The sequence below is a fragment of the Amycolatopsis keratiniphila subsp. keratiniphila genome (genome assembly GCF_001620365.2).
In the GTDB taxonomy this organism is placed as follows: Bacteria; Actinomycetota; Actinomycetes; order Mycobacteriales; family Pseudonocardiaceae; genus Amycolatopsis; species Amycolatopsis keratiniphila.
Window position 1 is genome coordinate 374232 of the sequence record NZ_LQMT02000012.1, and the last position, 23354, is coordinate 397585.

Consider the following 23354-nt stretch of genomic DNA (forward strand, 5'->3'; position numbering starts at 1 on the left):
GGGGTCGGAGCGGCCGAGGAGTTCTCGACATGCCCTCGACGCATTTAGAGGACTAAATGCGTCAGTACTCGTCGTGGCGCTTCCACCAGTACCCGGGGCCGTCGGTCCCGCGGCCGCCTTCCTCCCAGGCCTCCTGCCGTCCGAGCGGCGTCAGGTCCAGGTAGCGCAGCGTCCCCACCAGCTGGTCCCCGCCGCGACCGGTGGTGAAGTAGGTCCGGAACACGTCGTCGCCGTCACGCAGGAAGACACTGACGCCGAAGCCACCGTCGATACCGCAGTCCGGGTTGAAGTCGCCGAGGGTCGAGACCCAGGGCACGGTCCAGCCCATGCGCTCCTTGTACCGCTCGATCTCGGGCAGCGTCGCCGGCGCGACGACGTACAGCGTGGTGTCGCGGGCGTGCAGATGGGCGGGGTGGCCGATGTTGTCCACGAGCATCGAGCAGCCCGGGCAGCCCGCCTTCTGCCCGGGCGCGAGCATGAAGTGGTAGACGATCAGCTGACGTCGTCCCTCGAAGAGGTCCAGCAGGGTCATCTTGCCCTGGGGCCCTTCGAATTCGTATCCGGCATCGAAGCGGACCATCGGCAGGCGTCGCCGTTCGGCGGCGACCGCGTCCGTGGCGCGGGTGAGTTCTTTTTCCTTCACCAGCAACGCGTCTCGGGCGATCTGCCACTCGTCGTGCGAGACGACCGCGGGCAGGGTGGTGGTCTCAGGCATCGTGTTCGCCTTTCTGAAGTTCGGCCAGGTGTTCTTCCATGCGGTCGAAACCGCCTTCCCAGAAGCGCCGGTACCGCTCGACCCACTCGGAGACGTCGCCGAGCGGGCCGGCTTCCAGCCGGCAGGGCCGCCATTGCGCCGTCCGGCTCCGGCTGATCAAGCCCGCGCGCTCGAGGACCTTGAGGTGTTTCGAGATGGCCTGGAGGCTGACCGGAAAGGGTTCGGCCAGCTCGTTGACGCTGGCCTCGCCGGTGGCGAGCCGGGCGAGGATCGCACGCCGGGTGGGGTCCGCCAAGGCGGCGAACGTGGCGCTGAGCTGATCAGTGGTCATCGCTGCTCAATCAATCGGTTGTTTAACCCTTGGGTTGAATATACTGGTGCGAGTCGATCTGTCAAGGATGAGTGAGAGCGTCGTCACGCGAGTGGATGGGTTTAAAACAGTAGGAAGTCCTAGTATTTTGGAGGGATGAGCAGCGACCTGCACCGCCCGGTTAACCCCGTTCGTTTCGTGACGGCGTCGAGCCTCTTCGACGGGCACGACGCGTCCATCAACATCATGCGGCGGATCCTGCAGTCGCAGGGCGCGGAGGTCGTGCACCTCGGGCACAACCGGTCGGTCGACGAGGTCGCCACCGCGGCCATCGCCGAGGACGTGCAGGGTGTGGCCATCAGCGCCTATCAGGGCGGGCACGTCGAGTACTTCAGCTACCTGGTCGAGCTGCTCAACGAGCGCGGCGCGGGGCATATCAAGGTGTTCGGCGGCGGTGGCGGCGTCATCGTCCGCGAGGAGATCGACCTGCTGCACTCGCGGGGTGTCGCGCGGATCTTCTCGCCGGAAGACGGCTACGAGATGGGCCTCCCGGGCATGATCAACCTGATGATCAAGGCCTGCGACACCGACCTCGCGGCGCAGTCGCCCGGCTCGCTCGACAAACTGCTTTCGGGTGACATCCCGGCGCTGTCACGGGTCATCACGCAGTTGCAGCGCGAGTCGCTGCCGCAGGACGTGCTCGACAAGATCACGGAGGCCGCCAAGTCGCGGACCGTGCCGGTCCTCGGCATCACCGGGACGGGTGGTTCCGGCAAGTCGTCGCTCACCGACGAGCTGATCCGCCGGTTCCGGCTGGACCAGGAGGACAAGCTCCGCATCGCCGTGCTCGCCGTCGACCCGTCGCGCCGGAAGGGCGGGGGAGCGCTGCTCGGCGACCGCATCCGGATGAACTGCCTCGACGGCAGCCCGGTCTACTTCCGGTCCCTCGCCACGCGGACCACCAGCGGCGAGATTCCCACCGGGCTGTCCGAGTCCATCCTCGCCTGCAAGGCGGCGGGCTTCGACCTCGTGATCGTCGAGACACCCGGTATCGGCCAGGGCGACGCCGGCATCGTCGACTACGTGGACCAGTCGCTGTACGTCATGACGCCGGAGTTCGGCGCGGCGTCGCAGCTGGAGAAGATCGACATGCTCGACTTCGCCGACGCGGTGGCGATCAACAAGTTCGAGCGCCGCGGCGCCGAAGACGCCCGCCGCGACGTCGCGCGCCAGCTCGTGCGCAACCGCGAGGCGTTCAGCTCCTCACCCGAGGACATGCCCGTCTACGGCACCAGTGCCGCGAAGTTCAACGACGACGGTGTCACCGCGCTCTACCAGCACCTGCGCGACACCCTCGCCGAACGGGGCCTGACCGTCTCGGCGGGTGTGCTCCCGAAGGTCGAGGGCAAGGTGTCCACCGACGCCAGCACGATCATCCCGGCCAACCGGACGCGCTACCTCGCGGAGATCTCCGAGACCGTCCGCGGTTACCACGCCAAGACCGAGCGGCAGGTCGCCGCGCTGCGCAAACGCGAGCATCTCGCCGCCGCCAAGGAGGCGCTGGCCGCCGTCGACGCGAGCACCGACGCGCTCGACGGCCTGCTCGCCGCCGCCGAGTCCGATGTGGACGGTGAAACGACGAATCTCCTGGCGCGCTTCCAGGAACTGGCCGAGTCCTACCGCGCCGACGAGCTGGTCGTGAAGATCCGCGACAAGGAACTGCACACCCAGCTCTGGCGCGACACGCTGTCCGGCAACCGGATCCCGCGCGTGGCGCTGCCGCGCTACACCGAATCCGGCGAGCTGCTGTCGTTCCTGCGCCGCGAGCACCTGCCCGGATACTTCCCTTACACCGCGGGCGTTTTCCCGTTCAAGCGCGAGGGCGAGGACCCGGCGCGGATGTTCGCAGGCGAGGGTGACCCGTTCCGGACCAACAAGCGGTTCAAGCTCCTGTCGGCCGACTCCGAGGCGAAGCGCCTTTCGACCGCCTTCGACTCGGTGACGCTGTACGGGCACGACCCGCACACCCGCCCCGACATCTACGGCAAGGTCGGCACCTCGGGCGTCTCCATCGCGACGCTGGAGGACATGGAGGTGCTCTACGACGGCTTCGACCTGACGTCGCCGAGCACGTCGGTGTCGATGACGATCAACGGCCCGGCGCCGACGATCCTCGCGTTCTTCCTCAACACCGCGATCGACCAGCGGATGGCGGCGTTCAAGGCCGAGCACGGCCGCGAGCCGTCCGAAACCGAGGCCGCCGAACTGCGCGAATGGGCGCTGCGCAACGTCCGCGGCACCGTGCAGGCGGACATCCTCAAGGAGGACCAGGGGCAGAACACCTGCATCTTCTCCACCGAGTTCAGCCTGCGCATGATGGCGGACATCCAGGAATGGTTCATCGAGCACGGCGTCCGGAACTTCTACTCGGTGTCGATCTCCGGCTATCACATCGCCGAGGCCGGGGCGAACCCGATCTCGCAGCTGGCGTTCACCCTGTCGAACGGTTTCACCTACGTCGAGAGCTACCTCGCGCGCGGGATGGACATCGACGACTTCGCGCCGAACCTGTCGTTCTTCTTCTCCAACGGCATGGACGCCGAATACTCGGTGCTGGGCCGGGTCGCGCGCCGGATCTGGGCCGTCGCGATGCGGGAGCGCTACGGCGCCAACGAGCGCTCGCAGAAGCTCAAGTACCACGTGCAGACCTCAGGCCGCTCGCTGCACGCGCAGGAGATGAGCTTCAACGACATCCGCACCACGCTGCAAGCGCTGTGCGCGCTCTACGACAACGCGAACTCCTTGCACACCAACGCTTTCGACGAGGCGATCACCACGCCGTCGGAGAGCTCGGTGCGTCGCGCGATGGCCATCCAGATGATCATCAACAAGGAATGGGGCCTGTCGAAGAACGAGAACCCGTTGCAGGGCTCGTTCATCATCGACGAGCTGACCGACCTGGTCGAAGAGGCCGTGCTGCTGGAATTCGACCGGATCTCCGAGCGCGGCGGTGTGCTGGGCGCGATGGAGACCGGCTACCAGCGCGGCAAGATCCAGGACGAGTCGATCCTGTACGAACGCCAGAAGCACGACGGCACGCTGCCGATCATCGGCGTCAACACCTTCCGCAACCCGAACGGCGGCGAGAACGACGTCGAGGTGGAACTCGCGCGGGCGACCGAGGACGAGAAGCGTTCGCAGCTGGAGCGGCTGGAGGACTTCCAGCACCGCCACCACGCCGAGGCGCAGGTCGCGCTCAAGACGCTGCGCGAGGCGGCGACCCGGGGCGGCAACCTGTTCGGTGTGCTGATGGACGCGGCGCGGGTGTGCTCGCTCGGCCAGATCACCGAGGCGTTCTTCGAGGTGGGCGGGCAGTACCGGCGCAACGTCTAGCGGCGCGGGAATATCGCGGTGCGTGTCCGGGTAGTTGCTGGACATGGAGATCGGAATCGCCACCTTCATCACCGATGAAGGCATCAGGCCGGACGTCCTCGCCGCCGCAGCCGAAGAGCGCGGGTTCAGCTCGCTCCACATCGCGGAGCATTCGCATATCCCGGTCAGCCGGGAAACGCCGTACCCGGGCGGCGGCGAACTGCCGCACGTGTACTACCGGACCCTGGACCCGTTCGTCGCGCTGACCGCGGCGGCCGGGGCCACGTCGACCCTGAAGCTGGGGACGGGCGTCGCGTTGCTTCAGCAGCGTGACGTCATCCACACGGCGAAAGAGGTCGCTTCGCTGGACCTGGTCTCGCGAGGCAGATTCGTCTTCGGCGTGGGCGTCGGGTGGAACCGGGAGGAAATGCGCAATCACGGCACGGATCCGCGCACCCGTGGTGCGCTCGTCGACGAGCAGCTCGCCGCGCTGAAGGAGATCTGGACGAAGGACGAGGCCGAATTCCACGGCGAGCACGTCGACTTCGACCCGATCTTCGCGTGGCCGAAGCCGGTGCAGAAGCCGCATCCGCCCATTTACATCGGCGGTGCGGGGCAGAAGGCGATGGAGCGGATCGCCAAGTACGGCGACGGCTGGCTGCCGCACGCGCACACGCCGCCGGAGGAGCTTCGCCGGGCGCGTCAGTGGCTGGCCGACCAGGGGCGCGAGGACGTCAAGTTCTCGGCCTTCGGCGCGACACCGGAAGAGGACGCGCTGGGCAGGCTCGTCGAGGGCGGCGTCGACGAGGCGACGCTCTTCCTGCCGACCGAGCCCGAAGCGGCGACACTGGACCGACTCGTCCAGTTCGCGAAGGTCGCCGAGAGCTTTCGAAAGGGGCAGCAGGCGTGACTGAGGTTCAAATCGGCTTGGCCGCGGCGTTGGAGCAGTTCTCCCCGCGCGAGTCGATCCGGCTGGCCGCACTGGCCGAACAGCACGGGTTCTCCGGCCAGATGGCCGCCGATCACTTCCAGCCGTGGGTCCCTCAACAGGGTGAAGCGTCCTTCGTGTGGAGCGTGCTCGCGTCGCTGGCGGAGAACACCACGGGCGACCTCGGGCCGGGCGTGACGTGCCCGTCGTTCCGGCTGCACCCGTCGATGGTCGCGCAGGCCGCGGCGACGCTGGAGGCGACCTACCCGGGCCGGACGTGGCTCGGTATCGGATCCGGCGAAGCGCTCAACGAGCACATCATCGGCGGCTACTGGCCCGAAGCGCCGGAGCGGGTCCGGCGGATGTTCGAGGCGCTGGAGGTCATCCGGAAGCTGTTCACCGGCAAGGACGTCAAGCACAGCGGCGAGTTCTTCAAACTGCACACCACCCGGCTGTGGACGCTGCCGGACGAGCTGCCGCCGATCTACATCGCGTCGGCGGGCCCGTACACCTCGCGCAAGACGGGCGAGCTCGCGGACGGGCTGATCACGCCGGGCGCGTCGATCGAGAAACTGGCGGGGATCCTCGACAACTTCGGCACCGGCGCGCGCAAGGCGGGCAAGGACCCGGACTCGATGCCGAAGCTGCTGCAGGTGCACCTGTCGTGGGCCGAGGACGACGAGACGGCGTGGGCGAACGCGATGGACCAGTGGCCCAACGGCGGCATGAAGTTCCCGAAGGCCGACATCCGCTCGCCGTTCGACTTCGCGCAGATGGCGAAACTGGTGCGGCGTGAGGACTTCGAGGGGCGCATGGTCGTCTCGTCCGATCCGGACGTGCACCGCGCGGCGCTGCAGAAGTACGTCGACGCGGGCTTCAACCGGATCTACATCCACAACGTGGGGCGGAACCAGGACGAGTTCATCGAGACCTTCGGGCGGGACGTGCTGCCCAAGCTGACCGCCTGACGCGCTATGAACGGGACGTTCCTTGCAAAATTTGCAAGGAACGTCCCGTTCATGGCGTTCAGACGTTCTTGTCCAGCAGCAGGTGCACCGACAGCTCCAGCCGGTTCGCGACGTCGGCCGCCGACGCGCGCCGCGTCACCCAGGCGACCAGGTTCGCCATCCAGACGTCGGCGATGACGTGGAAGATGTCGCGATCGGCCTCGGTCGGGTCCTCGATGCCCATGGCCTTGGCGAACATGTTCTCCATGAGCCGTCCGACCTGTTCGACCTCGGCGGCCGCGGTCGTGTCGGCGAACATGAACGCGCGGACCATCGCCTCGGTCAGGTGCGGGTCCCGCTGCATCAGCCGGGTGTTGCGGCCGAGGACGAACATCAGCCGCTCGCTCGGGGTGTCGCCGGGGATGGCGGCGCGGTCGAGTTTCTCCTGCGCGCGCTCGAATTCCCTGGCCAGCCCGGAAACCAGCAGGTGGATCTTCGAAGGGAAGTAGCGGTACAGCGTGCCGAGCGCGACGTCCGCCTTCTCGGCGACCGCCCGCATCTGGACGGCGTCGTACCCGCCCTTCGCGGCGAGCGTCAGGGTCGCGTCGATGATGCGGCGCCGCCGGTCGCGTTGGGCCGCGGAGCCGAGTTCCTCGCCGCCGAGCGCGGAGAGACCGTTGCCGCTTCGCGCTTTCGCGCTCGTGGGCGCCTTGGCCTTCCCTGGCATCGCCACGTCCCCCTTCGTCGGAACTTGTTCCACTTTCCTCACGTAGCGTACCTAAGCGGACGAACTGTTCAAGACGTGACCCACTGGGCAAGAAACTGTAACACGTTCTACACTCGCGGGTAGGTCCGGCGAGGAGGTCTCACCCGTGTCGATCGCGCTCACCGAAGAACAGGCGGCCCTGGCCGCGTCGATCCGCGCCTGGGCGGCCTCGGCCCGGCCCGTCGACGCCGTCCGAAGTGGCCGGACCGCCGAACCGCCGCCAGGGCTGGCGGAACTCGGCCTGTTCGGCGTGGCGATTCCCGAAGACGTCGGCGGCGCCGGCGGCACGCTCGCCGATCTGGCCGCCGGGCTCGCCGAAGCCGCCGAAGCGCTCGTACCCGGCCCTGTCCTCGGGACGGTGCTGGGCGGGGCGTTGCTCGCGACGGATCCCCAGACCGCCAAGGAGATCCTGCCCGGTCTCGCCGACGGGACCGAGCGGCTGGCGGTGGTGCTGGGCGGCGGTTTCCGCGTCGAGGATTCGGTCGTCGACGGTGAATCGGGACCGGCGCTCGATGTTCACCCGACGGCGTGGACGCTGGTCTCCGACGGCGCAGTCTCCGCGCTCATCCCGCCCGGAGCGTCCGGAATGGACATTCGGCAGGGTGAGCCGTTCGATCTGTCGCGGCCGGTCGGCCGGGTCCGGTGCGAGAAGGTGCGGTCCGAAGCGGTTTTCGAGGCGCTGCCGGTGGATACCTACGCCGCCACGCTCGGTGCCGCCGAAGCCGCGGGGATCGCCCGATGGTGTCTTCGGACCGCTGTCGAGTACGCGAAGGTCCGGGAGCAGTTCGGCCGCCCCATCGGGGCGTTCCAGGCGATCAAGCATCTGTGCGCGGAAATGCTGTGCCGGGCCGAAGCCACCGACGCGCTCGCATGGGACGCGGCGAGGGCGGCCGAAGACCCCGCACAGCACGCCCTCGCGGCCGCGACGGCCGCGGCGTACGCGCTCGACGCGGCCGTGGCCAACGCGAAGGACTGTATCCAGGTCCTCGGCGGCATCGGATTCACCTGGGAGCATGACGCGCACTTCTACCTGCGCCGCGCCGTCGCCCTGCGGCAGTGGCTCGGCGGTTCCGCCCGCTGGCGTCGTCGCGCGGCCGAACTCGCGCTGCGCGGTGACCGCCGGACGCTGAGCGTCGACGTCGGCGAGGACGCCGAACTCCGTGACCTGGTCGGCGGAATCGCCGCCCTGCCCGAGCCGGAACGCCGGGTCGCGCTGGCCGATTCCGGGTTGCTGGCCCCACATTGGCCCGCGCCGTACGGCAGGGGCGCGACAGCCGCCGAGCAACTGCGGATCGACGCCGCGCTCGACGGTGCGGGGGTCCGCCGCCCGGATCTGGTCATCGGCGGCTGGGCCGTGCCGACGTTGCTGGAACACGGCTCCGCGGCGCAGCGCGAACGGTTCGCCGTACCCACTTTGCGCGGCGAGATCACCTGGTGTCAGTTGTTCAGTGAACCGGGAGCGGGTTCGGATCTCGCGTCGCTGCGCACGACGGCCCGGCGCGCCGACGGCGGATGGCTGCTCAACGGCCAGAAAGTGTGGACCTCGCTCGCGCGCGAGGCCGACTGGGCGATCTGCCTGGCACGCACCGATCCGGACGCGCCGAAACACAAGGGGATCACCTACTTCCTGGTCGACATGACCGCCGACGGGATCAGCACGCGGCCGCTGCGCGAGATCACCGGCGACGCCGTCTTCAACGAGGTGTTCCTCGACGACGTGTTCGTCCCGGACGAGATGGTGGTCGGGGAGGTCGACGGCGGCTGGCGGCTCGCGCGGACGACGCTGGCGAACGAACGGGTCGCGCTCGGGAGCGGCTCGGCGGTGGGGGAGGGCGTCGAGAACCTGCTCGCCACCCTGGGCGGCGGCGCCGACCTGGAGAAACTCGGCGCGTTGATCGCGGACGGGAGCGCGTGTTCGGTGCTGGACCTGCGGGCGACGCTGCGGCGGCTCGACGGGCAGGATCCCGGCGCCGAGTCGAGTGTGCGCAAGCTGCTGGGCGTGCGGCATCGGCAGGCGGTGGCCGAGTTCGCGCTGGAGTCGCTCGGTGAGCGCGCCCTTGTGGACGGCGACCCTGCGCAGCACGAATTCCTGCTGACCCGGTGCCTCAGTATCGCGGGCGGGACGACCCAGGTGCTGCTGTCGCTGACGGCTGAGCGGTTGCTGGGGCTGCCGCGGTCCTGAAAGTCCCTGTCACGCCCGTTCCGAGTGTCATGAAAGGGTCGTTCAGGACGTTTTGTGTCCTGAACGACCCTTTCATGACACCACCGCCCGAGGGATGTCGGTCCGGTGCTCTAGCGTGCGGGTCGTGGAGTTCGGCACAGGAACCCAAGCCACCTTCGTCCCCTCGGATCCCCCGCGGGACGGAGTGCTGGCGCTGTGGGGAGACGGCGTAGCGGGTGACACCGCGATCGAACTCGTGCTTCCGGCAGGCAAGATCTTCCGGCGCACGAAGGTCGACGCGGCACTCGTCCCGTTGTCACGCGCGATTCCGCGGCTGCTCACCGCGGAGGGTGAGCTGAGCCCGGCCATCGCCGCGTGGTCGGCCGTCGCCGAGGCCGGGGTGAACCTCATCGCCCGCGGCAGGCTGCTGCCCGCGGCCTCACCCGGCGGGGTGGATTCGTGGCGGGTCGGCCCGCTCGACGTCGCCGACGAGGAGATGCTGCGCGGGCTCGCCGCCGCGCTGCCTCCCGAGGCGCACGCGTTGCCGTTGTCCGGGCTGAAACGGATCCGGCTGCATTCGCCGGAGTCGTTGATCCGCGCGCTGTGGGACGCGACGGCGGATGTGCTGGTCCGCACGCCCGCCGCGAGTGTGGCGGCGGGCGGTCCGGCGTTCGCGGCCGCCGAGCCGACATTGGTCGGGCCGGACGGCGCCGCGTGGTTGGCGGAACTGAGCGCCCGGCAGGCCCAGGGCGCGCATCTCGTCCTGCGCATGGAGGTCCACGAACCCGAAGATCCCGAAGACGAGCCCGCGTTCGAGGCCGTCCTCGCCGTGCGGAGCGCCGCCGACCCGAGCTTGATCGTCGAGGCGGCGACACTGTGGGACGCGCCGGAGGCGGTGCTGGAACGCATGGGCGAGCAGGTCGAGACGCAGTTGCTGCTCGGCCTGCGCCGGGGAGCCAGGGCGTGGGCGCCGCTCGGCCGCATGCTCCAGTCCGCCGCGCCGACCGGGCTGGCGCTGGACTACGACGAGGTCGTCGATCTGCTGACCCACGGGGACGCGGCGCTGGGCGGAGCCGGCATCGAGGTGCAATGGCCGAAAGACCTCTTCGCGGGCGAGCTCAAGGCGAAGGCGAGCGCGACACAGGCCCCGGGCAGCGTCACCGGGCCCGAGTTCACGCTCAAGAGCCTGCTCCGGTTCCGCTGGCGGATGAGTCTCGGCGACGAAGACCTCACCGACGCCGAAGTCACCGCGCTCGCCGAGGCGAAGCGGCCACTGGTGCGGCTGCGGGGCAAATGGGTCAAGGTCGACGCGCGCCTGATCGCCAAGGTGCGCGCCCACCGGGCGAAGAAGCTGTCCGGAGCCGAGGCACTGGCCGCGGCGCTCACCGGCGAGCTGGAGCTGGACGGCGAAAAGGTCGAGTTCACCGCCCCGTCGGCGTTGACGGGGTTGCTCCAGCGGATCCGTGACAGCGCGGCGGAACCGATCGAGCAGCCCGCGGAACTGAAGGCCACCCTGCGGCCGTATCAGAAGGCCGGGCTCTCCTGGCTGGCGACGATGACCGGGCTCGGTCTCGGCGCCTGCCTCGCCGACGACATGGGGCTCGGCAAGACGATCCAGCTCATCTCCCTGCACCTGCACCGCCGCCCGCGCGGCGAGGGGCCGACGCTGGTCCTGTGCCCGACGTCGTTGCTGGGCAACTGGGAACGGGAGTTCGCCCGGTTCGCGCCGGACATCCCGGTGCGCCGGTTCCACGGTGGCGGACGGCATCTCGACGAGGTCGCGCCGGACGAGGTCGTGCTCGCCACGTACGGTGTGCTCCGCCGCGATCGCGAGACACTGTCCGAAGTGGACTGGGGGATGATCGCGGCCGACGAGGCGCAGCATGTCAAGAACCCGCTTTCGGTCACCGCCAAGGAACTGCGGAAGATCCCGGCCGCCGCGAAGGTCGCGCTGACCGGGACACCGATGGAGAACCGGCTCACCGAACTGTGGTCCATCATCGACTGGACGACGCCGGGCCTGCTCGGTTCGCTCGACGGGTTCCGCCGCAAGGTCGCGCGCCCGATCGAGCGGGACCGGGACACCGCGGCGACCGAACGGCTCGCCGCGACCGTCCGGCCGTTCCTGTTGCGCCGCAAGAAGACCGACCCGGACATCGCGCCCGAGCTCCCGCGCAAGACCGAGACCGACCGGTTCGTCCCGCTCACCGCCGAGCAGACGACGCTGTACGAGGCCGTGGTCCGGGAGAACCTCGCGATGATCCGCGAGCTGGACGGGGTGGCCCGGCGCGGGCAGGTACTGAAACTGCTCACCGAGCTCAAGCAGATCTGCAACCATCCGGCGCAGTACCTCAAGGAGCCCGGCGTGCTGCACGGCCGGTCCGGCAAGCTCGCCGCGTTCGAGGAGCTGCTCGACGTCATCCTCGACGAGGGCGACAGCGTGCTCGTGTTCAGCCAGTACGTCCAGCTGTGCCGTCTGCTGGAGAAACGCCTGGCCGAACGCGGCCTGCCGACGATGCTGCTGTCCGGGTCGAGCACACCCAAGGTCCGGGAGGACATGGTCGCCCGATTCCAGGCCGGCGAGGTCCCGGTGTTCCTGCTCTCGCTCAAGGCGGGCGGGGTCGGGCTCAACCTGACCAAGGCCACCCACGTGATCCACTACGACCGCTGGTGGAACCCGGCCGTCGAGGACCAGGCCACCGACCGTGCGTACCGGATCGGGCAAGACCGGCCGGTCCAGGTGCACCGGTTGATCGCCGAAGGCACGCTCGAGGAGCGCATCGCCAAGGTGCTGGAGACCAAACGCGGACTGGCCGACGCGGTCATCGGCGCGGGTGAGGACTGGATCACCGAGCTCTCCGACGACGAACTGGCCGACCTGGTCCGGCTCGGGGGGACGTGATGCCCGGCGCGACAGGGCGGAAACGGCGCACCTTCGGCAACACGTGGTGGGGCAAGGCGTGGGTCGAGGCGCTGGAGGAACGCGCCAAACTCGACCCGAACCGCCTGCCGCGAGGCCGGACGTATGCGCGTAAGGGCACCGTCAGCAAGCTCGCGGTGGGTGTGGGCGAGGTGACGGCCTGGGTGCAGGGCAGCCGGGCGGTGCCGTACCGGGTGACCATCCACATGCGGGCGTTCACCGAGCCGCAGTGGGAGAGCCTGCTCGGCATGGTCGGCTCGCGGCTCGGGCACGTCGCCGCCCTCCTCGACGGCGAACTGCCCGGCGAGCTGGCCGAGGACGCGCGGACCGCCGGCGCGGACCTGCTGCCCGGCCCCGGCGATCTGCGCCCGAAGTGCTCCTGCCCGGACAGCGCGAACCCGTGCAAACACGTCGCCGCGGTGTACTACCTGGTCGCGGACGAGGTCGACGCCGATCCGTTCGTGCTGTTCCTGCTGCGCGGCAGGCCGAGGGAGGCCGTGCTCGCGGAACTGCGGTCCCGTCGAGCCCCCGCGAGCACGCCGGGCAAACGGGTGCGGGCCCCCGCCGCACCCGGCGTGGACCCGAAGCGGGCCTACACCCGGCGGATCGCCGCGCTGCCGCCGCGTCCGGCCGTCCCGGGTACGGTCGGGCCGCCCGCCGTCCTCGACGTCGACCCGCCGCACCGCACCGGCTGGAGTGGGGAGATGTTCGTCGAGCTGGCCGCCGACGCCGCCGCGAGGGCCTGGGAACTGCTGGTCATGGGGCCCGAGCGGGAAGCGGAGCTGTCGTTCGAGGAAGACCTCGCCCGTCGCGCGGCGGTGAGCGAACCTCACGTGGTCGCCGAACTCGCCGAGGCGGCCGGGGTGGCGGTGCGGGATCTTGCCCTGTGGGCGCAGGCATGGCGTGAGGCGGGCAGGGGCGGGATGGCGGTGGTCCGGGAGGCGTGGCGTCCCACGCAGGCGCCGCTCGCCCAGGCCAAGGCGGACCTCGCCGAATCCGGGTTGCCTGGCGAGCCCAAGACCTGGCGGAACCGGATCACCCAGGGCGATCTGCAACTGCGCTACGGCCGTGACGAACGGTGGTACCGCTTTGTGCGCGACGGCGAAGGGTGGCGGGTCGACGGCCCGTCCTCCGCCCGGCCGATGGACGTGATCTATCCGCCCTGACCTCACGTCTCGTGAGTGCCGGTGGCTTTCGCGTGACTGACCGGACGACTCGCGTGATCCGACGGACGACTCGCGTGTCTGGACGGGCGACTCGTGGCGAGGCTTCGCCGCGAGTGTGTCGTCCATCTGGTCACACGTGTCGTCCGTCGGATCACATGTGTCGTCCGGTCAATCACGCAAGACCGCCAGCAGGTGTCCAGGACACGGTTGGCTCGAACGGTCCTTGCCGTTCACGAGACGCGCCCCACCACGCCGCTGGCCCACTCGCTCGCCCCTCAAGTACATGAAGGCCCCCTTCCTTGCGTCTAGCGCAAGGAAGGGGGCCTTCATGTACTTGAGGAAGGTGTGGAGGGGCCTTCACGCGCGGCCGCTGTGACTGCTGGTGCCGCTGAGGCTGCGGTGGCGATCGCGTAGTCCGTGAAGGCCTCCTTCACTACCTTGAGGGTAGGCAAGGAGGCCTTCACGGACCGGGGCCGCGGTCAGCCGGAGCGGCGCAGCCAGGTGCGATAGCTCCACTCCAGGAACCGTTCCACCCCGCGCACCACATGGGCGCTGCGGATCGAGGGGAAGACGTCGAAGGCGTGCTGCGCGCCGGAGATCTCCGCGTACGCGACCTCGCGCTGGGACTTGTCCCGCAGGCGCCGCACGAATTCGCGCGCCTCGCCCACCGGCACCAGCGAGTCGTGGACGCCGTGGATGACGAAGAACGGCGGCGCGTCTTCGGTGATCCGGTCGAGCGGGGAGGCCGCGATGTAGTCGTCGAGGAAGTTCACCGGATCCCGGTCCGCCTCGAAGACGTGCCGGGCGATGAACGTCTTCAGCCGGGTCTGGCTGGAGCGCCGCCCGCTGGTCGCGGCGAAGTCGTACACGCCGTAGTGCGGGACGCACGCCTGGATGCTCGTGTCGGCTTCGGTGAAGCCGGGCTGCAGCGCCGGGTCGTTGGCGGTCAGCGCCAGCAGCGCGGCGAGATGCCCGCCCGCGGATCCGCCGGTGACGGCGACGAAGGACGGGTCGCCGCCGTAGGTCTCCGCGTTGTCCCTGATCCAGGCCAGCGCACGTTTCGCGGCGACGATGTGCGCGGGCCAGCGGGCGGCGGGGGAGAGCGGGTAGTTGATCGCGACGCAGATCCAGCCGCGTTTGGCCATGTGCAGCATCAGCGGCAGGCCCTGCTGGTCCTTGTTGCCGATCACCCAGGCGCCGCCGTGCACCTGGAGCAGGATCGGTGCGCCGGTGACCGGTTCGCGCGGGGCGTAGATGTCGAGCAGGAACCGTTTCCCGCCGGGCGCGTAGGCGATGTTGCGGGTCCGCCGGACCTCGGGGTCGCGCATGCGGAACGGCAGCGCCAGCTGGCCCCACGGCGTCGCGAGGTCGGTCGGGCTCGGCGGGTGCTCGAGTTCGTCGGTGTACGCCTCGCCGATGCCTTCGGTCAGCGCGGTCTCGATCTCGTCGCGGGCCCGCTGGGACTGCGCGATGAGCGTGCCGAGCCCGGCCGCCGACGCCGCCGCGAGGGCGAGCCCCGCCTTGCTCGACGCGCCGCGGTGCCGGGCGACGTGCGCCGCCGCGTCGGCCGCGGTGAGCGCGAGCAGATGCGGGGCGAGTTCCCCGGTGAGCCAGCCCGCGAAGAACGCCGGGACCGCCGTGCGGGCGCCTCGCGGCGGCTTCAGCGCGTTCGCGGTGAGCGCGAGCTGGAGTGCCTGGCGGAGGACGAAACTCGGCTGCATGGCCACCGATCCTACCGCCGGGTGACCGCCTAGAACGGGTTGCAAAGTTCACTTAAGGTGATTCTTATGCAGAGACTGAGTGGTCTGGACGCGAGTTTTCTGTACCTGGAGACACCGGCCCAGGTACTGCACGTGTGCGGGCTGCTCACCTTGGACGGTTCGACCATGCCCGGCGGCTACGATTTCGAGCGCTTCAAGGAGAAACTGGCCGAACGGGTCGAGCTGATCCCGGCGTTCCGGCGCAAGCTGCACAATCCACTCTGGAATCTGGCGCATCCGGTCTGGGTGGAGGACGACGACTTCGACCTCGAAGCCCACGTGCACCGCATCGGCGTACCGGCGCCCGGCGACCGGCGGGAACTGGCCGAGCTCTGCGCCCACATCGCGGGACAACGGCTGGACCGCGCGCAGCCGCTCTGGCAGTTGTACGTCATCGAAGGCCTGGCGGACGGCGGGATCGCGGTCCTGCTGAAGATGCACCACGCCAGCGTCGACGGGGTCGGCGGCGCCAGCCTGATCGCCTCACTCGCCGGGCTCGAACCGGACGCCCCGCCGCCGGAGATCGCGCGGGACGAACGCCGCAACGCGGACGTTCCCGGCAGGCGCGCGCTGTTCGGCGCCGGGCTGACGTCGTTCGCGAAACGTCCGGTCGAGGTGGCGAAACTGCTCCCCGGCCTGCTCGAACTCGTGCCGAGATGGCTGGGGAAAGCGTTGCAGGGCAAGGGAATGCCGGTCCCGTTCACCGCGCCCCGGACGTCGTTCAACGGGACGATCACCGCGCACCGCAGCGTCGCCTACGCCTCTCTCGACCTCGACGACGTCAAACGGGTCAAGAACGCTTTCGGGGTGACCGTCAACGACGTCGTCCTCGCCGTGGTCGCCGGTGCCCTGCGGCAGTTCCTGCGGGATCGGGGCGAACTGCCGGAGGATCCGCTGGTGGCGACCGTTCCGGTGTCGGTGCACGGACGCACCGAGCGCGAACACGGCATCAACAAGGTCTCGGCGTTCTTCGCGTCGCTGCCCACCCATCTGGAGGATCCCGCCGCGCGCGTGTTCATGCTCGCGGAGTCGAACCGGCTGTCCAAGGACCATCACCACGACATCGACGCGGACATGCTCCAGGACTGGGCGCAGTTCTCGGCGGCGACCATGTTCGGGCTCGCGGTCCGCGCGTATTCCGCGCTGCGGCTGGCCGAACGGCATCCGGTGGTGCACAACCTGGTGGTCTCCAACGTGCCGGGGCCGCCGATGCCGCTGTACCTGCTGGGCTGCCGGATCACCGGGCTCTACCCGCTCGGCCCGGTGTTCCACGGTGCCGGGCTCAACATCACCGTGCTGTCCAACGCGGGCAGGGTCGACGTCGGCCTGCTCGGCGCCCGTGAGCTCACCGGTGAGCTGTGGCCGCTCGCCGACCACTTCGCCGACGCGCTCGCGGAACTGCTCGAGGCCACCTCCTAGATCCTCCCCCTTGCCGTCGCGGCTCCTTCCGGTTAAGACTAGAACAGGTTTCAATATTGTGCCCGTTCGCCCCGGTGAGGAGCCAGTGTGGACTTCCAGTTCGACGAGACGCAGACCGAGGTCACCGCGCTGGCCGCGCGTGTGCTCGGCAAGGAGCGTGAGCCCGCGGACGCGTGGCGCGCGCTGGCCGACGCCGGTTTGCTCGCCCTGGCGCTGCCCGCCGAACTCGGCGGCGACGGCCTCGGCGTCGCCGAAGTCGCCCTGGTGCTGACCGAACTCGGCCGTGTCGCCTCGACGGCGCCCGCGCTGGCGTCGCTGGCCTTCGGTGTCCTGCCGGTCACCGCGCTCGGCGGGCCGGATCAGCGGTCGGCGCTGCTCCCACCGGTCGCCGCGGGTGAATCCGTGCTCACCGCCGCGCTGAACGAACCTTCCGCGCCGTTCACCACGAGGCCCGCGACCGTCGCGGAATCGGCGGGGGACTGGCGGCTGAGCGGGGTCAAGGTCGGCGTGCCGTTCGCGGCGGAGGCGACCCGGATCCTGACGCCCGCCTCGCTGCCCGGCGGCACCGGCGTCTTCCTCGTCGATCCGCGCGCGGACGGCGTGACCCTGACGCCGACGAGAACCTCTTCCGGCACACCGGACTACACGATGACGCTGGATTCGGTGACCGTCACCGACGCCGACCTCCTCAACGGGCACGGTCCCGGCGTGTCGATCGCGACGCTGCACCGGTTCGCGCTCGCGGGTGCCGTGGCGTTCGGCGACGGGCTGCTCGCCGGCGCGCTCGCGCTGACCACGAAACACGTCGGCGAACGGGAGCAGTTCGGGCGCCCGCTGGCGGCGTTCCAGGCGGTGGCGCAACAGATCGCGGACGTCTACGTCGCTTCGAGGACGGTCCAGCTCGCCGCGCGGTCGGCGGTCTGGCGGCTCGCGGCGGGGCTCGACGCCGACGCCGAACTCGACATCGCGGCCTACTGGCTGGCGGAGGAGGCGCCCGCGGCGCTGGCCGTCTGCCATCACCTGCACGGCGGGATCGGCGTGGACGAAACGTATCCGCTGCACCGGTTCTCGTCGGCGGTCAAGGACTTGGGACGAACGCTCGGCGGCGCCTCGCATCGGCTGGCCGGCCTGGGCGAACTGGTGGCGGGGTGAACCGATGCTGATCGAACTGACCGCGGAGCAACACGAGCTGCGCTCCGAACTGCGAAAGTACTTCGCCGGGCTGGTGAGCGCCGACGAGCGGCGCGCGATGCTGCGGGAGCGGCACGGGCCGGTGTACCGCGAGATCGTGCGCCGGATGGGCCGCGACGGCTGGTTGGGCGTCGGCTGGCCGGAACAGTACGGTGGCCGGGGTTTCGGCGAGATCGAGCAGCACATCTTCGTCGACGAGGCCGCCCGTGCCGACGTCCAGCTGCCGTCGGTGACCCTGCAGACCGTCGGGCCCACGTTGCAGGCGTTCGGCACCGAGGAGCAGAAAGCCTTGTTCCTGCCCAAGATCCTCGCGGGCGAGGTGCATTTCGCCATCGGTTACACCGAACCCGAGGCGGGAACGGACCTGGCGGCGCTGCGTACGACAGCGGTGCGCGAAGGGGACGAGTACGTCGTCAACGGCCAGAAGATCTTCACCACCGGCGGGCACGACGCCGACTACATCTGGCTGGCCGTGCGCACCGATCCCGGCGCGCCCAGGCACAAGGGCATCTCGATCCTCATCATGGACACCCGCGATCCGGGCTACTCGTGGACGCCGATCATCACCTGCGACGGCGCCCACCACGTGAACGCCACCTACTACTCGGACGTCCGCGTGCCCGCGAACATGCTGGTGGGCAAGGAGAACGAGGGCTGGCGGCTGATCACCACGCAGCTGAACCACGAACGCGTCATGCTCGGCCCCGCCGGGCGGATCGGCGGTCTCCACGACCGCGTCCGCGAATGGGCGGCGGCGAGGAAGACCCCGGACGGGACACCGCTGCTCCAGCTACCCGACGTCCGGGCCGTCCTCGCGGAAACCCTGGCGACCGCCCGGATCAACGAACTGCTGAACTGGCAGGTCGCCGCGTCGTCCGCGACCGGGCCGGTGGCGGTGGCCGACGCGTCGGCCACCAAGATCGTCGGCTCCGAGCGGATCCAGGGGCTGACCAGGAAACTGGAGGAGATCGTGGCGCGACACGGCGATCAGGCCGACGCCGGAACCGCGGAACTGGCGCAGTGGCTGGACGTGGTGGCCAAACGCAATCTGGTGCTGACCTTCGGCGGCGGCGTCAGCGAGATCCAGCGCGAGCTGATCGCGACCGCCGGGCTCGGCCTGCCGAGGGTGCCGCGATGAGCATCCGGGAAGCGGCCGAACGTATCGCCGCGCGCGGGGAATCCGCGCCGAGGGCCGCGCGTGACGCGGTCAACCAGGCGATGGTGAACAACTGGGTCGAAGCCATCGGCGACCGCAATCCCGTGTACGTCGACGAGGAGTTCGCCGCCGCGAGTGTCCACAAGGGACTCGTCGCGCCGCCCGCGATGGCGCAGGTGTGGACGATGGGCGGGCTGCACTGGACCAGGGCGTCGGACGATCCGCTCGGCGCGATGATGGAGGTGCTCGACGAGGCCGGGTTCACCTCGGTCGTCGCGACGAACTCCGAACAGAACTACTTCCGGTATCTGCGCCACGGCGAACGCGTCGCCGCGACCGCGAAACTCGAAAGCGTTGTCGGGCCCAAACGCACCGCGCTGGGCGAAGGCTGGTTCGTGACGACGAAGACCACCTGGTACGTCGGCGACGAGGCCGTGGCGGACATGGTGTTCCGGGTGCTGAAATTCCGTCCGCCGGGCGCCGAGCCCGCCAAGACGGCCGCACCCGTGCTGCGGCCGGTGATCAGCAAGGACACCGAGTTCTTCTGGACCGGTCTGCGGGAAGGGGAACTGCGGATCCAGCGCTGGGGCGAGACCCTGCGGCATCCGCCCGGGCCCATGCCGCCGGACGGGGACTTCGACGCCAAGCCCGACTACGTCGTCGCGTGCGGGCGCGGCACGGTGTACAGCTACGTGGTGCACCACCATCCGAAGGTCCCCGGCAAGGATCTGCCGTTCGTGGTCGCGCTCGTCGAGCTGGAGGAGGGTGTCCGGGTGATGGGCGAGCTGCTCGACGCCGATCCCGAGACCGTCCACATCGGACTCCCGGTGGAAGCGGCCTTCGTGAAGATCGACGAGGAACTGACGTTGCCCGCTTGGAGGGTCGCGCGATGAAGGACTGTTCGGTCGGCACCGAGCTGCCACCGCTGACGATCGAGGCCACCCCGACCTTCGTGGTGAGCACCGCGCTGGCGACGCGGGACTTCCAGGACGTCCACCACGATCGCGACGCCGCCGTCCAGCGCGGCTCGAAGGACATCTTCCTCAACATCCTCACCGACACCGGCCTGGTGCAACGGTTCGTGACCGACTGGGCGGGCCCGGAGGCTTTCGTGCGGTCGATCAAGATCCGGCTCGGCGTACCTTGCTACGCCTACGACACGCTGACCTTCACCGGCCGGGTGACGGAACGGGACGGTGACGACGTCGTGATCTCGGTGTCCGGTGTGGACAGCCTGGGCGAACATGTGGTGGGCACCGTGGCGATCACGTTGGGAGGCGAGTGATGACCCTCTCCGGACGGGCGGCCATCGCCGGGATCGGTGCGACGGAATTCTCGAAGGACTCCGGGCGCAGTGAGCTGAGGCTGGCGGCGGAAGCGATTTCGAGCGCGCTGAAGGACGCCGGGCTCACTCCGTCCGATGTGGACGGACTGGTTTCTTTCACCATGGACGGCAACAGCGAGATCGCCGTCGCGCGGGAACTCGGCATCCCGGAGCTCAAGTTCTTCAGCCGGATCCACTACGGCGGCGGGGCCGCGGCCGCGACCGTGCAACAGGCCGCGATGGCCGTCGCGACCGGCGTCGCGGACGTCGTCGTCGCGTACCGGGCCTTCAACGAACGGTCCGGCATGCGGTTCGGGCAGGTGTCCTCGGCCGCGGCGGGGCAGGTGAACTCGTCCGGCGTCGACAACGCGTTCCACTACCCGATGGGCATCGCGACGCCGGCCGCGACCGTCGCCATGCTCGCCCGGCGCTACATGCACGAATACAGCGCGACGAGCGAGGACTTCGGCCGGGTGGCCGTCGTCGACCGCGCCCGCGCGGCGACCAACCCGAAGGCGTGGTTCTACGGCAAGCCGATCACGCTCGAAGAACATCAGGCCTCCCGCTGGGTCGCCGAACCGTTGCACCTGCTGGACTGCTGCCAGGAGAGCGACGGCGGCGTCGCCCTGGTGATCGTCAGCGCCGAGCGGGCGCGTGACCTGCCGCACCGGCCCGCCGTGATCGCGGCGGCCGCGCAGGGGAGCGGGCCGGATCAGTACGTGATGACCAGCTACTACCGCGACGATCTGCCGGCGCTGCCCGAAATGGGTGTCGTCGGACGGCAGTTGTGGGAGCAGTCGGGGCTGGGCCCCGGCGACATGGACCTCGCGGTGCTATACGACCACTTCACCCCGTATGTCCTGATGCAGCTGGAAGAACTCGGCTTCTGCGGGAAGGGCGAGGCCAAGGACTTCATCGGCGGCGGCACCCTGGAACTGGACGGGAAGCTGCCGCTCAACCCGCACGGCGGGCAGCTGGGGGAGGCCTACATCCACGGGATGAACGGGATCGCCGAAGGTGTCCGGCAGCTCCGGGGCGACGCCGTCAACCAGGTGGACGGGGCCGCGCGTGTGCTGGTGACCGCCGGCACCGGCGTACCAACGAGCGGACTGGTCCTGACCGCGGGTTGAGATCACCTCAATGCCCGATGGTGTACTAGAGCGGTACCTGCCACGGTGAAGGGGTTACCGGCCGGGAGGTGCCATGTCTGGACCAATCGTCGTCGCGTGGACCCTGACCGCGGTGTTCGCCGCGCTCGTGCTGCCCTGCGTGCTGAGACTCGTCCGGCTGGACTACGGCAGGCAGGGCGCGGCGGTCCGCAACGGCGACCTGGCCGAACTGCTGCTCGTCGTCGCCATGGTCGCGATGCTGTCCCCGGTCGGCGGCCCGATCCCGGCGGCGGGCTGGCAGGCGGTGCTGGCGCTGACCGCCGGCTGGTTCGCCGTTTCGTGGTGGAAGGGGCGGCGCTCCGGGCACACGTCGTGCGGGCATCACGCCGTCTCCGCCGTCGCGATGCTGTTCATGGTGACGTTCATGCCGCACAGCGACGTGACCCACGGGCCGTGGCTGGTGATGTCCGGCCCCGGCGGCACTTCCGCGCTGTGGCTTTCGCTGATCTTCGGCGCTGTCGCCGCGTACTTCGCGGCGGACGCCGTGCGCGCCGGGGTGCTGGCGGCGCGGGGAGCCTCGGCCTCCGGACAGACGTCGCGGCGGGTGTGCCGGGTGATCATGGGGCTCGGCATGGGGTACATGCTGCTGGGCGCGGCGGTCTAGAGGCGGGAACCGTCGTGCGTGTTGCGAAAGCCACTTTCGCAACACTCAACGTTGCGAAAGTGGCTTTCGCAACGGCCGTGGGACGCCGGTCCTGAAGTCCTGGATGAAGTGCCGGTTTAGGAGCCGAGCGGCAAGCGCCGCACGACACCGGCCTCCGCGGCACCCGCGTCCGGCAAACCGTCGGCAGGGTTCTCCGCGGCCCACTTGCGGGCGTCGGCGATGTCCTTGTTGAGCGCGACGATCAGCGCCTCCGAAGACGGGTACGCCTCCTGCTCGCGCAGGTGGTGGCCCAGCCACACGGTCAGCACCTCGCCGTAGAGGTCGCCGCTGAAGTCCAGCAGATGGGCCTCGACGAGCCGGTATCCGTCCGCGCCGTAGTAGGTCGGCCGCCTCCCGACCGAGACCGCGGCCGCGATCCGGGTGCCGTCGGCGCGTTCGGCCCAGCCCGCCCACACTCCGTCGCCGACCTGGCCGTCTTGGTCGCGCAGCGCGATGTTGGCGGTGGGGAAGCCCAGTTCCCTGCCCCGCTGGTCGCCCTTCTCCACCTGGCCACGGACCACGAAGTACTCCGTCGTCATGCCGCTCCCGTCGCTGCCGTCACGAGAGCCATGAATACCACGCCTCGCTGCCGAGGTCGACCGCCGTTCATGTCGCGGGAGTGTCCACTGTGTACTTGGTCACGTCGTGACGACGCGATACCCGAGGTCGAGTTCCGTCCGGCCGAGCAGCCCGACGTGGTGCCGGTGCCAGTGCCCGTCCGCGAGATCGGCGCGCAGCCGCTCGACCGCCGTCGCGACGACGTTCTGGTCCAGCAGGGCCACCCCGGACATCCCCGCGCGCACGCGCTCGGACAGATACGCCTCCGGCCTGCGCCAATACGCGCCGAGGAATCCGTCGACGCAGTCCGACGGCACCGGCAGCGGAGCCACCGTGGGCGCCGGACCCGCCTCGGTCAGTTCCTCGACGACCCGGTCGAGACAGGCCAGCCTGCTCTCGTGTTCGGCGATCTCCGGCAGGTAGTCCCGCACCAGCCAGAACCGCGCGAACACCGCCTGGTCCCAGGTCACGATCACCTGGCGGCGGGAGACGCGCCGCAACTCGGCCAGCCCGGCGGTCACGTCCGTCCAGTGGTGCACGGTGAGCACCGCCAAGGCGACGTCGAAGGCGCCGTCGGCGAAGGGCAGCCCTTCCGCGCACGCCTGGACGGCGGGCGCCGCCGTGGCGGGACGCTGCGCGATCATCCGCCGCGACGGTTCGACGGCCACCACGTCGCGGTCTTCCGGCTCGTAGGAACCGGTTCCGGCCCCGACGTTGACCACCGAGCGCGCGTCGCCGAGGGCAGCGGTGATGGCGGCGGCGACACGGGGATCCGGCCGTCTCGATCGCGCGTAGTCCCGGCCGAGTTCGGCATACGGGTCCGAGATCAAGGGGCGCACCCGGCCGAGT

The 23354-nt window shown here is 69.7% G+C and carries 19 protein-coding genes; 13 read left to right on the forward strand and 6 right to left on the reverse strand.

Annotation, left to right across the window (positions count from 1 at the left end):
* Nucleotides 1–61 precede the first annotated feature (61 nt).
* Both AVR91_RS13440 and AVR91_RS13445 read right to left on the reverse strand, forming a co-directional pair.
* Nucleotides 62–715, reverse strand: a complete 654-nt coding sequence (locus AVR91_RS13440) for a DUF899 domain-containing protein (RefSeq protein ID WP_063271417.1) — start codon at nt 713–715, stop codon at nt 62–64.
* Entirely contained in the window at nt 708–1046 is a 339-nt protein-coding gene (locus AVR91_RS13445) for an ArsR/SmtB family transcription factor (RefSeq protein ID WP_063271416.1), read from the reverse strand. The genes AVR91_RS13440 and AVR91_RS13445 overlap by 8 nt, the downstream gene beginning before the upstream one ends.
* A gap of 135 nt (nt 1047–1181) precedes the next feature.
* Between AVR91_RS13445 and icmF the strand changes: the two genes are divergently transcribed.
* Genes icmF through AVR91_RS13460 form a run of 3 tightly spaced genes read left to right on the forward strand, consistent with a single transcriptional unit; the run spans nt 1182 to nt 6293 of the window.
* Nucleotides 1182–4418, forward strand: a complete 3237-nt coding sequence (gene icmF / locus AVR91_RS13450) for a fused isobutyryl-CoA mutase/GTPase IcmF (protein ID WP_063271415.1) — start codon at nt 1182–1184, stop codon at nt 4416–4418.
* 43 nt (nt 4419–4461) lie between these two features.
* On the forward strand, nt 4462–5307 hold the full coding sequence (locus AVR91_RS13455) for an LLM class F420-dependent oxidoreductase (protein ID WP_063271414.1): 846 nt from the start codon (nt 4462–4464) through the stop codon (nt 5305–5307).
* Nucleotides 5304–6293, forward strand: coding sequence for a TIGR03557 family F420-dependent LLM class oxidoreductase (locus AVR91_RS13460; protein ID WP_063271413.1), 990 nt, complete (start codon nt 5304–5306; stop codon nt 6291–6293). The genes AVR91_RS13455 and AVR91_RS13460 overlap by 4 nt, the downstream gene beginning before the upstream one ends.
* A 58-nt stretch (nt 6294–6351) precedes the next feature.
* Here AVR91_RS13460 and kstR read toward each other — a convergent pair whose 3' ends face one another.
* Complete coding sequence (gene kstR / locus AVR91_RS13465; protein WP_038523880.1) at nt 6352–6999, reverse strand: cholesterol catabolism transcriptional regulator KstR; 648 nt, start codon at nt 6997–6999, stop codon at nt 6352–6354.
* Nucleotides 7000–7144: 145 nt separating this feature from the next.
* Between kstR and AVR91_RS13470 the strand changes: the two genes are divergently transcribed.
* From AVR91_RS13470 to AVR91_RS13480, 3 genes are all read left to right on the forward strand, one after another.
* Entirely contained in the window at nt 7145–9220 is a 2076-nt protein-coding gene (locus tag AVR91_RS13470; protein WP_063271412.1) for an acyl-CoA dehydrogenase, read from the forward strand.
* Nucleotides 9221–9335: 115 nt separating this feature from the next.
* On the forward strand, nt 9336–12101 hold the full coding sequence (locus tag AVR91_RS13475; protein ID WP_083737531.1) for a DEAD/DEAH box helicase: 2766 nt from the start codon (nt 9336–9338) through the stop codon (nt 12099–12101).
* Nucleotides 12101–13285 carry an SWIM zinc finger family protein gene (locus AVR91_RS13480; RefSeq protein WP_063271411.1) on the forward strand — a complete coding sequence of 395 codons (1185 nt, stop codon included), beginning with the start codon at nt 12101–12103 and terminating at the stop codon, nt 13283–13285. Before AVR91_RS13475 ends, AVR91_RS13480 begins: the two co-directional genes overlap by 1 nt.
* 479 nt (nt 13286–13764) lie before the next feature.
* Here AVR91_RS13480 and AVR91_RS13485 read toward each other — a convergent pair whose 3' ends face one another.
* Nucleotides 13765–15006, reverse strand: a complete 1242-nt coding sequence (locus tag AVR91_RS13485) for an alpha/beta hydrolase (RefSeq protein WP_063271410.1) — start codon at nt 15004–15006, stop codon at nt 13765–13767.
* Between the two features lie 66 nt (nt 15007–15072).
* Between AVR91_RS13485 and AVR91_RS13490 the strand changes: the two genes are divergently transcribed.
* The 7 genes from AVR91_RS13490 to AVR91_RS13520 all read left to right on the forward strand — a co-directional run bounded on the left by AVR91_RS13490 (nt 15073) and on the right by AVR91_RS13520 (nt 21908).
* Nucleotides 15073–16464 (forward strand): WS/DGAT/MGAT family O-acyltransferase, encoded by a 1392-nt coding sequence (locus AVR91_RS13490; protein WP_063271409.1) that lies wholly within the window; start codon nt 15073–15075, stop codon nt 16462–16464.
* 87 nt (nt 16465–16551) lie between these two features.
* Complete coding sequence (locus tag AVR91_RS13495) at nt 16552–17616, forward strand: acyl-CoA dehydrogenase family protein (protein ID WP_063271408.1); 1065 nt, start codon at nt 16552–16554, stop codon at nt 17614–17616.
* A 4-nt stretch (nt 17617–17620) separates the two neighbouring features.
* A complete protein-coding gene (locus tag AVR91_RS13500; protein ID WP_063271407.1) occupies nt 17621–18793 on the forward strand; it encodes an acyl-CoA dehydrogenase family protein in 1173 nt (390 codons plus the stop codon).
* Entirely contained in the window at nt 18790–19704 is a 915-nt protein-coding gene (locus AVR91_RS13505) for a bifunctional MaoC family dehydratase N-terminal/OB-fold nucleic acid binding domain-containing protein (RefSeq protein ID WP_063271406.1), read from the forward strand. The genes AVR91_RS13500 and AVR91_RS13505 overlap by 4 nt, the downstream gene beginning before the upstream one ends.
* Nucleotides 19701–20096, forward strand: a complete 396-nt coding sequence (locus AVR91_RS13510) for a MaoC family dehydratase (RefSeq protein WP_063271405.1) — start codon at nt 19701–19703, stop codon at nt 20094–20096. Before AVR91_RS13505 ends, AVR91_RS13510 begins: the two co-directional genes overlap by 4 nt.
* Nucleotides 20096–21265, forward strand: a complete 1170-nt coding sequence (locus AVR91_RS13515; protein WP_063271404.1) for a lipid-transfer protein — start codon at nt 20096–20098, stop codon at nt 21263–21265. The genes AVR91_RS13510 and AVR91_RS13515 overlap by 1 nt, the downstream gene beginning before the upstream one ends.
* Before the next feature lie 73 nt (nt 21266–21338).
* On the forward strand, nt 21339–21908 hold the full coding sequence (locus AVR91_RS13520; protein ID WP_063271403.1) for a DUF5134 domain-containing protein: 570 nt from the start codon (nt 21339–21341) through the stop codon (nt 21906–21908).
* A gap of 116 nt (nt 21909–22024) precedes the next feature.
* Here AVR91_RS13520 and AVR91_RS13525 read toward each other — a convergent pair whose 3' ends face one another.
* Both AVR91_RS13525 and AVR91_RS13530 read right to left on the reverse strand, forming a co-directional pair.
* Nucleotides 22025–22486 (reverse strand): riboflavin kinase, encoded by a 462-nt coding sequence (locus AVR91_RS13525; protein ID WP_063271402.1) that lies wholly within the window; start codon nt 22484–22486, stop codon nt 22025–22027.
* Nucleotides 22487–22585: 99 nt separating this feature from the next.
* The gene (locus AVR91_RS13530; RefSeq protein WP_063271401.1) at nt 22586–23335 is read right to left on the reverse strand and encodes a class I SAM-dependent methyltransferase; all 750 of its coding nucleotides are present in this window, start codon (nt 23333–23335) and stop codon (nt 22586–22588) included.
* Nucleotides 23336–23354: the final 19 nt, after the last annotated feature.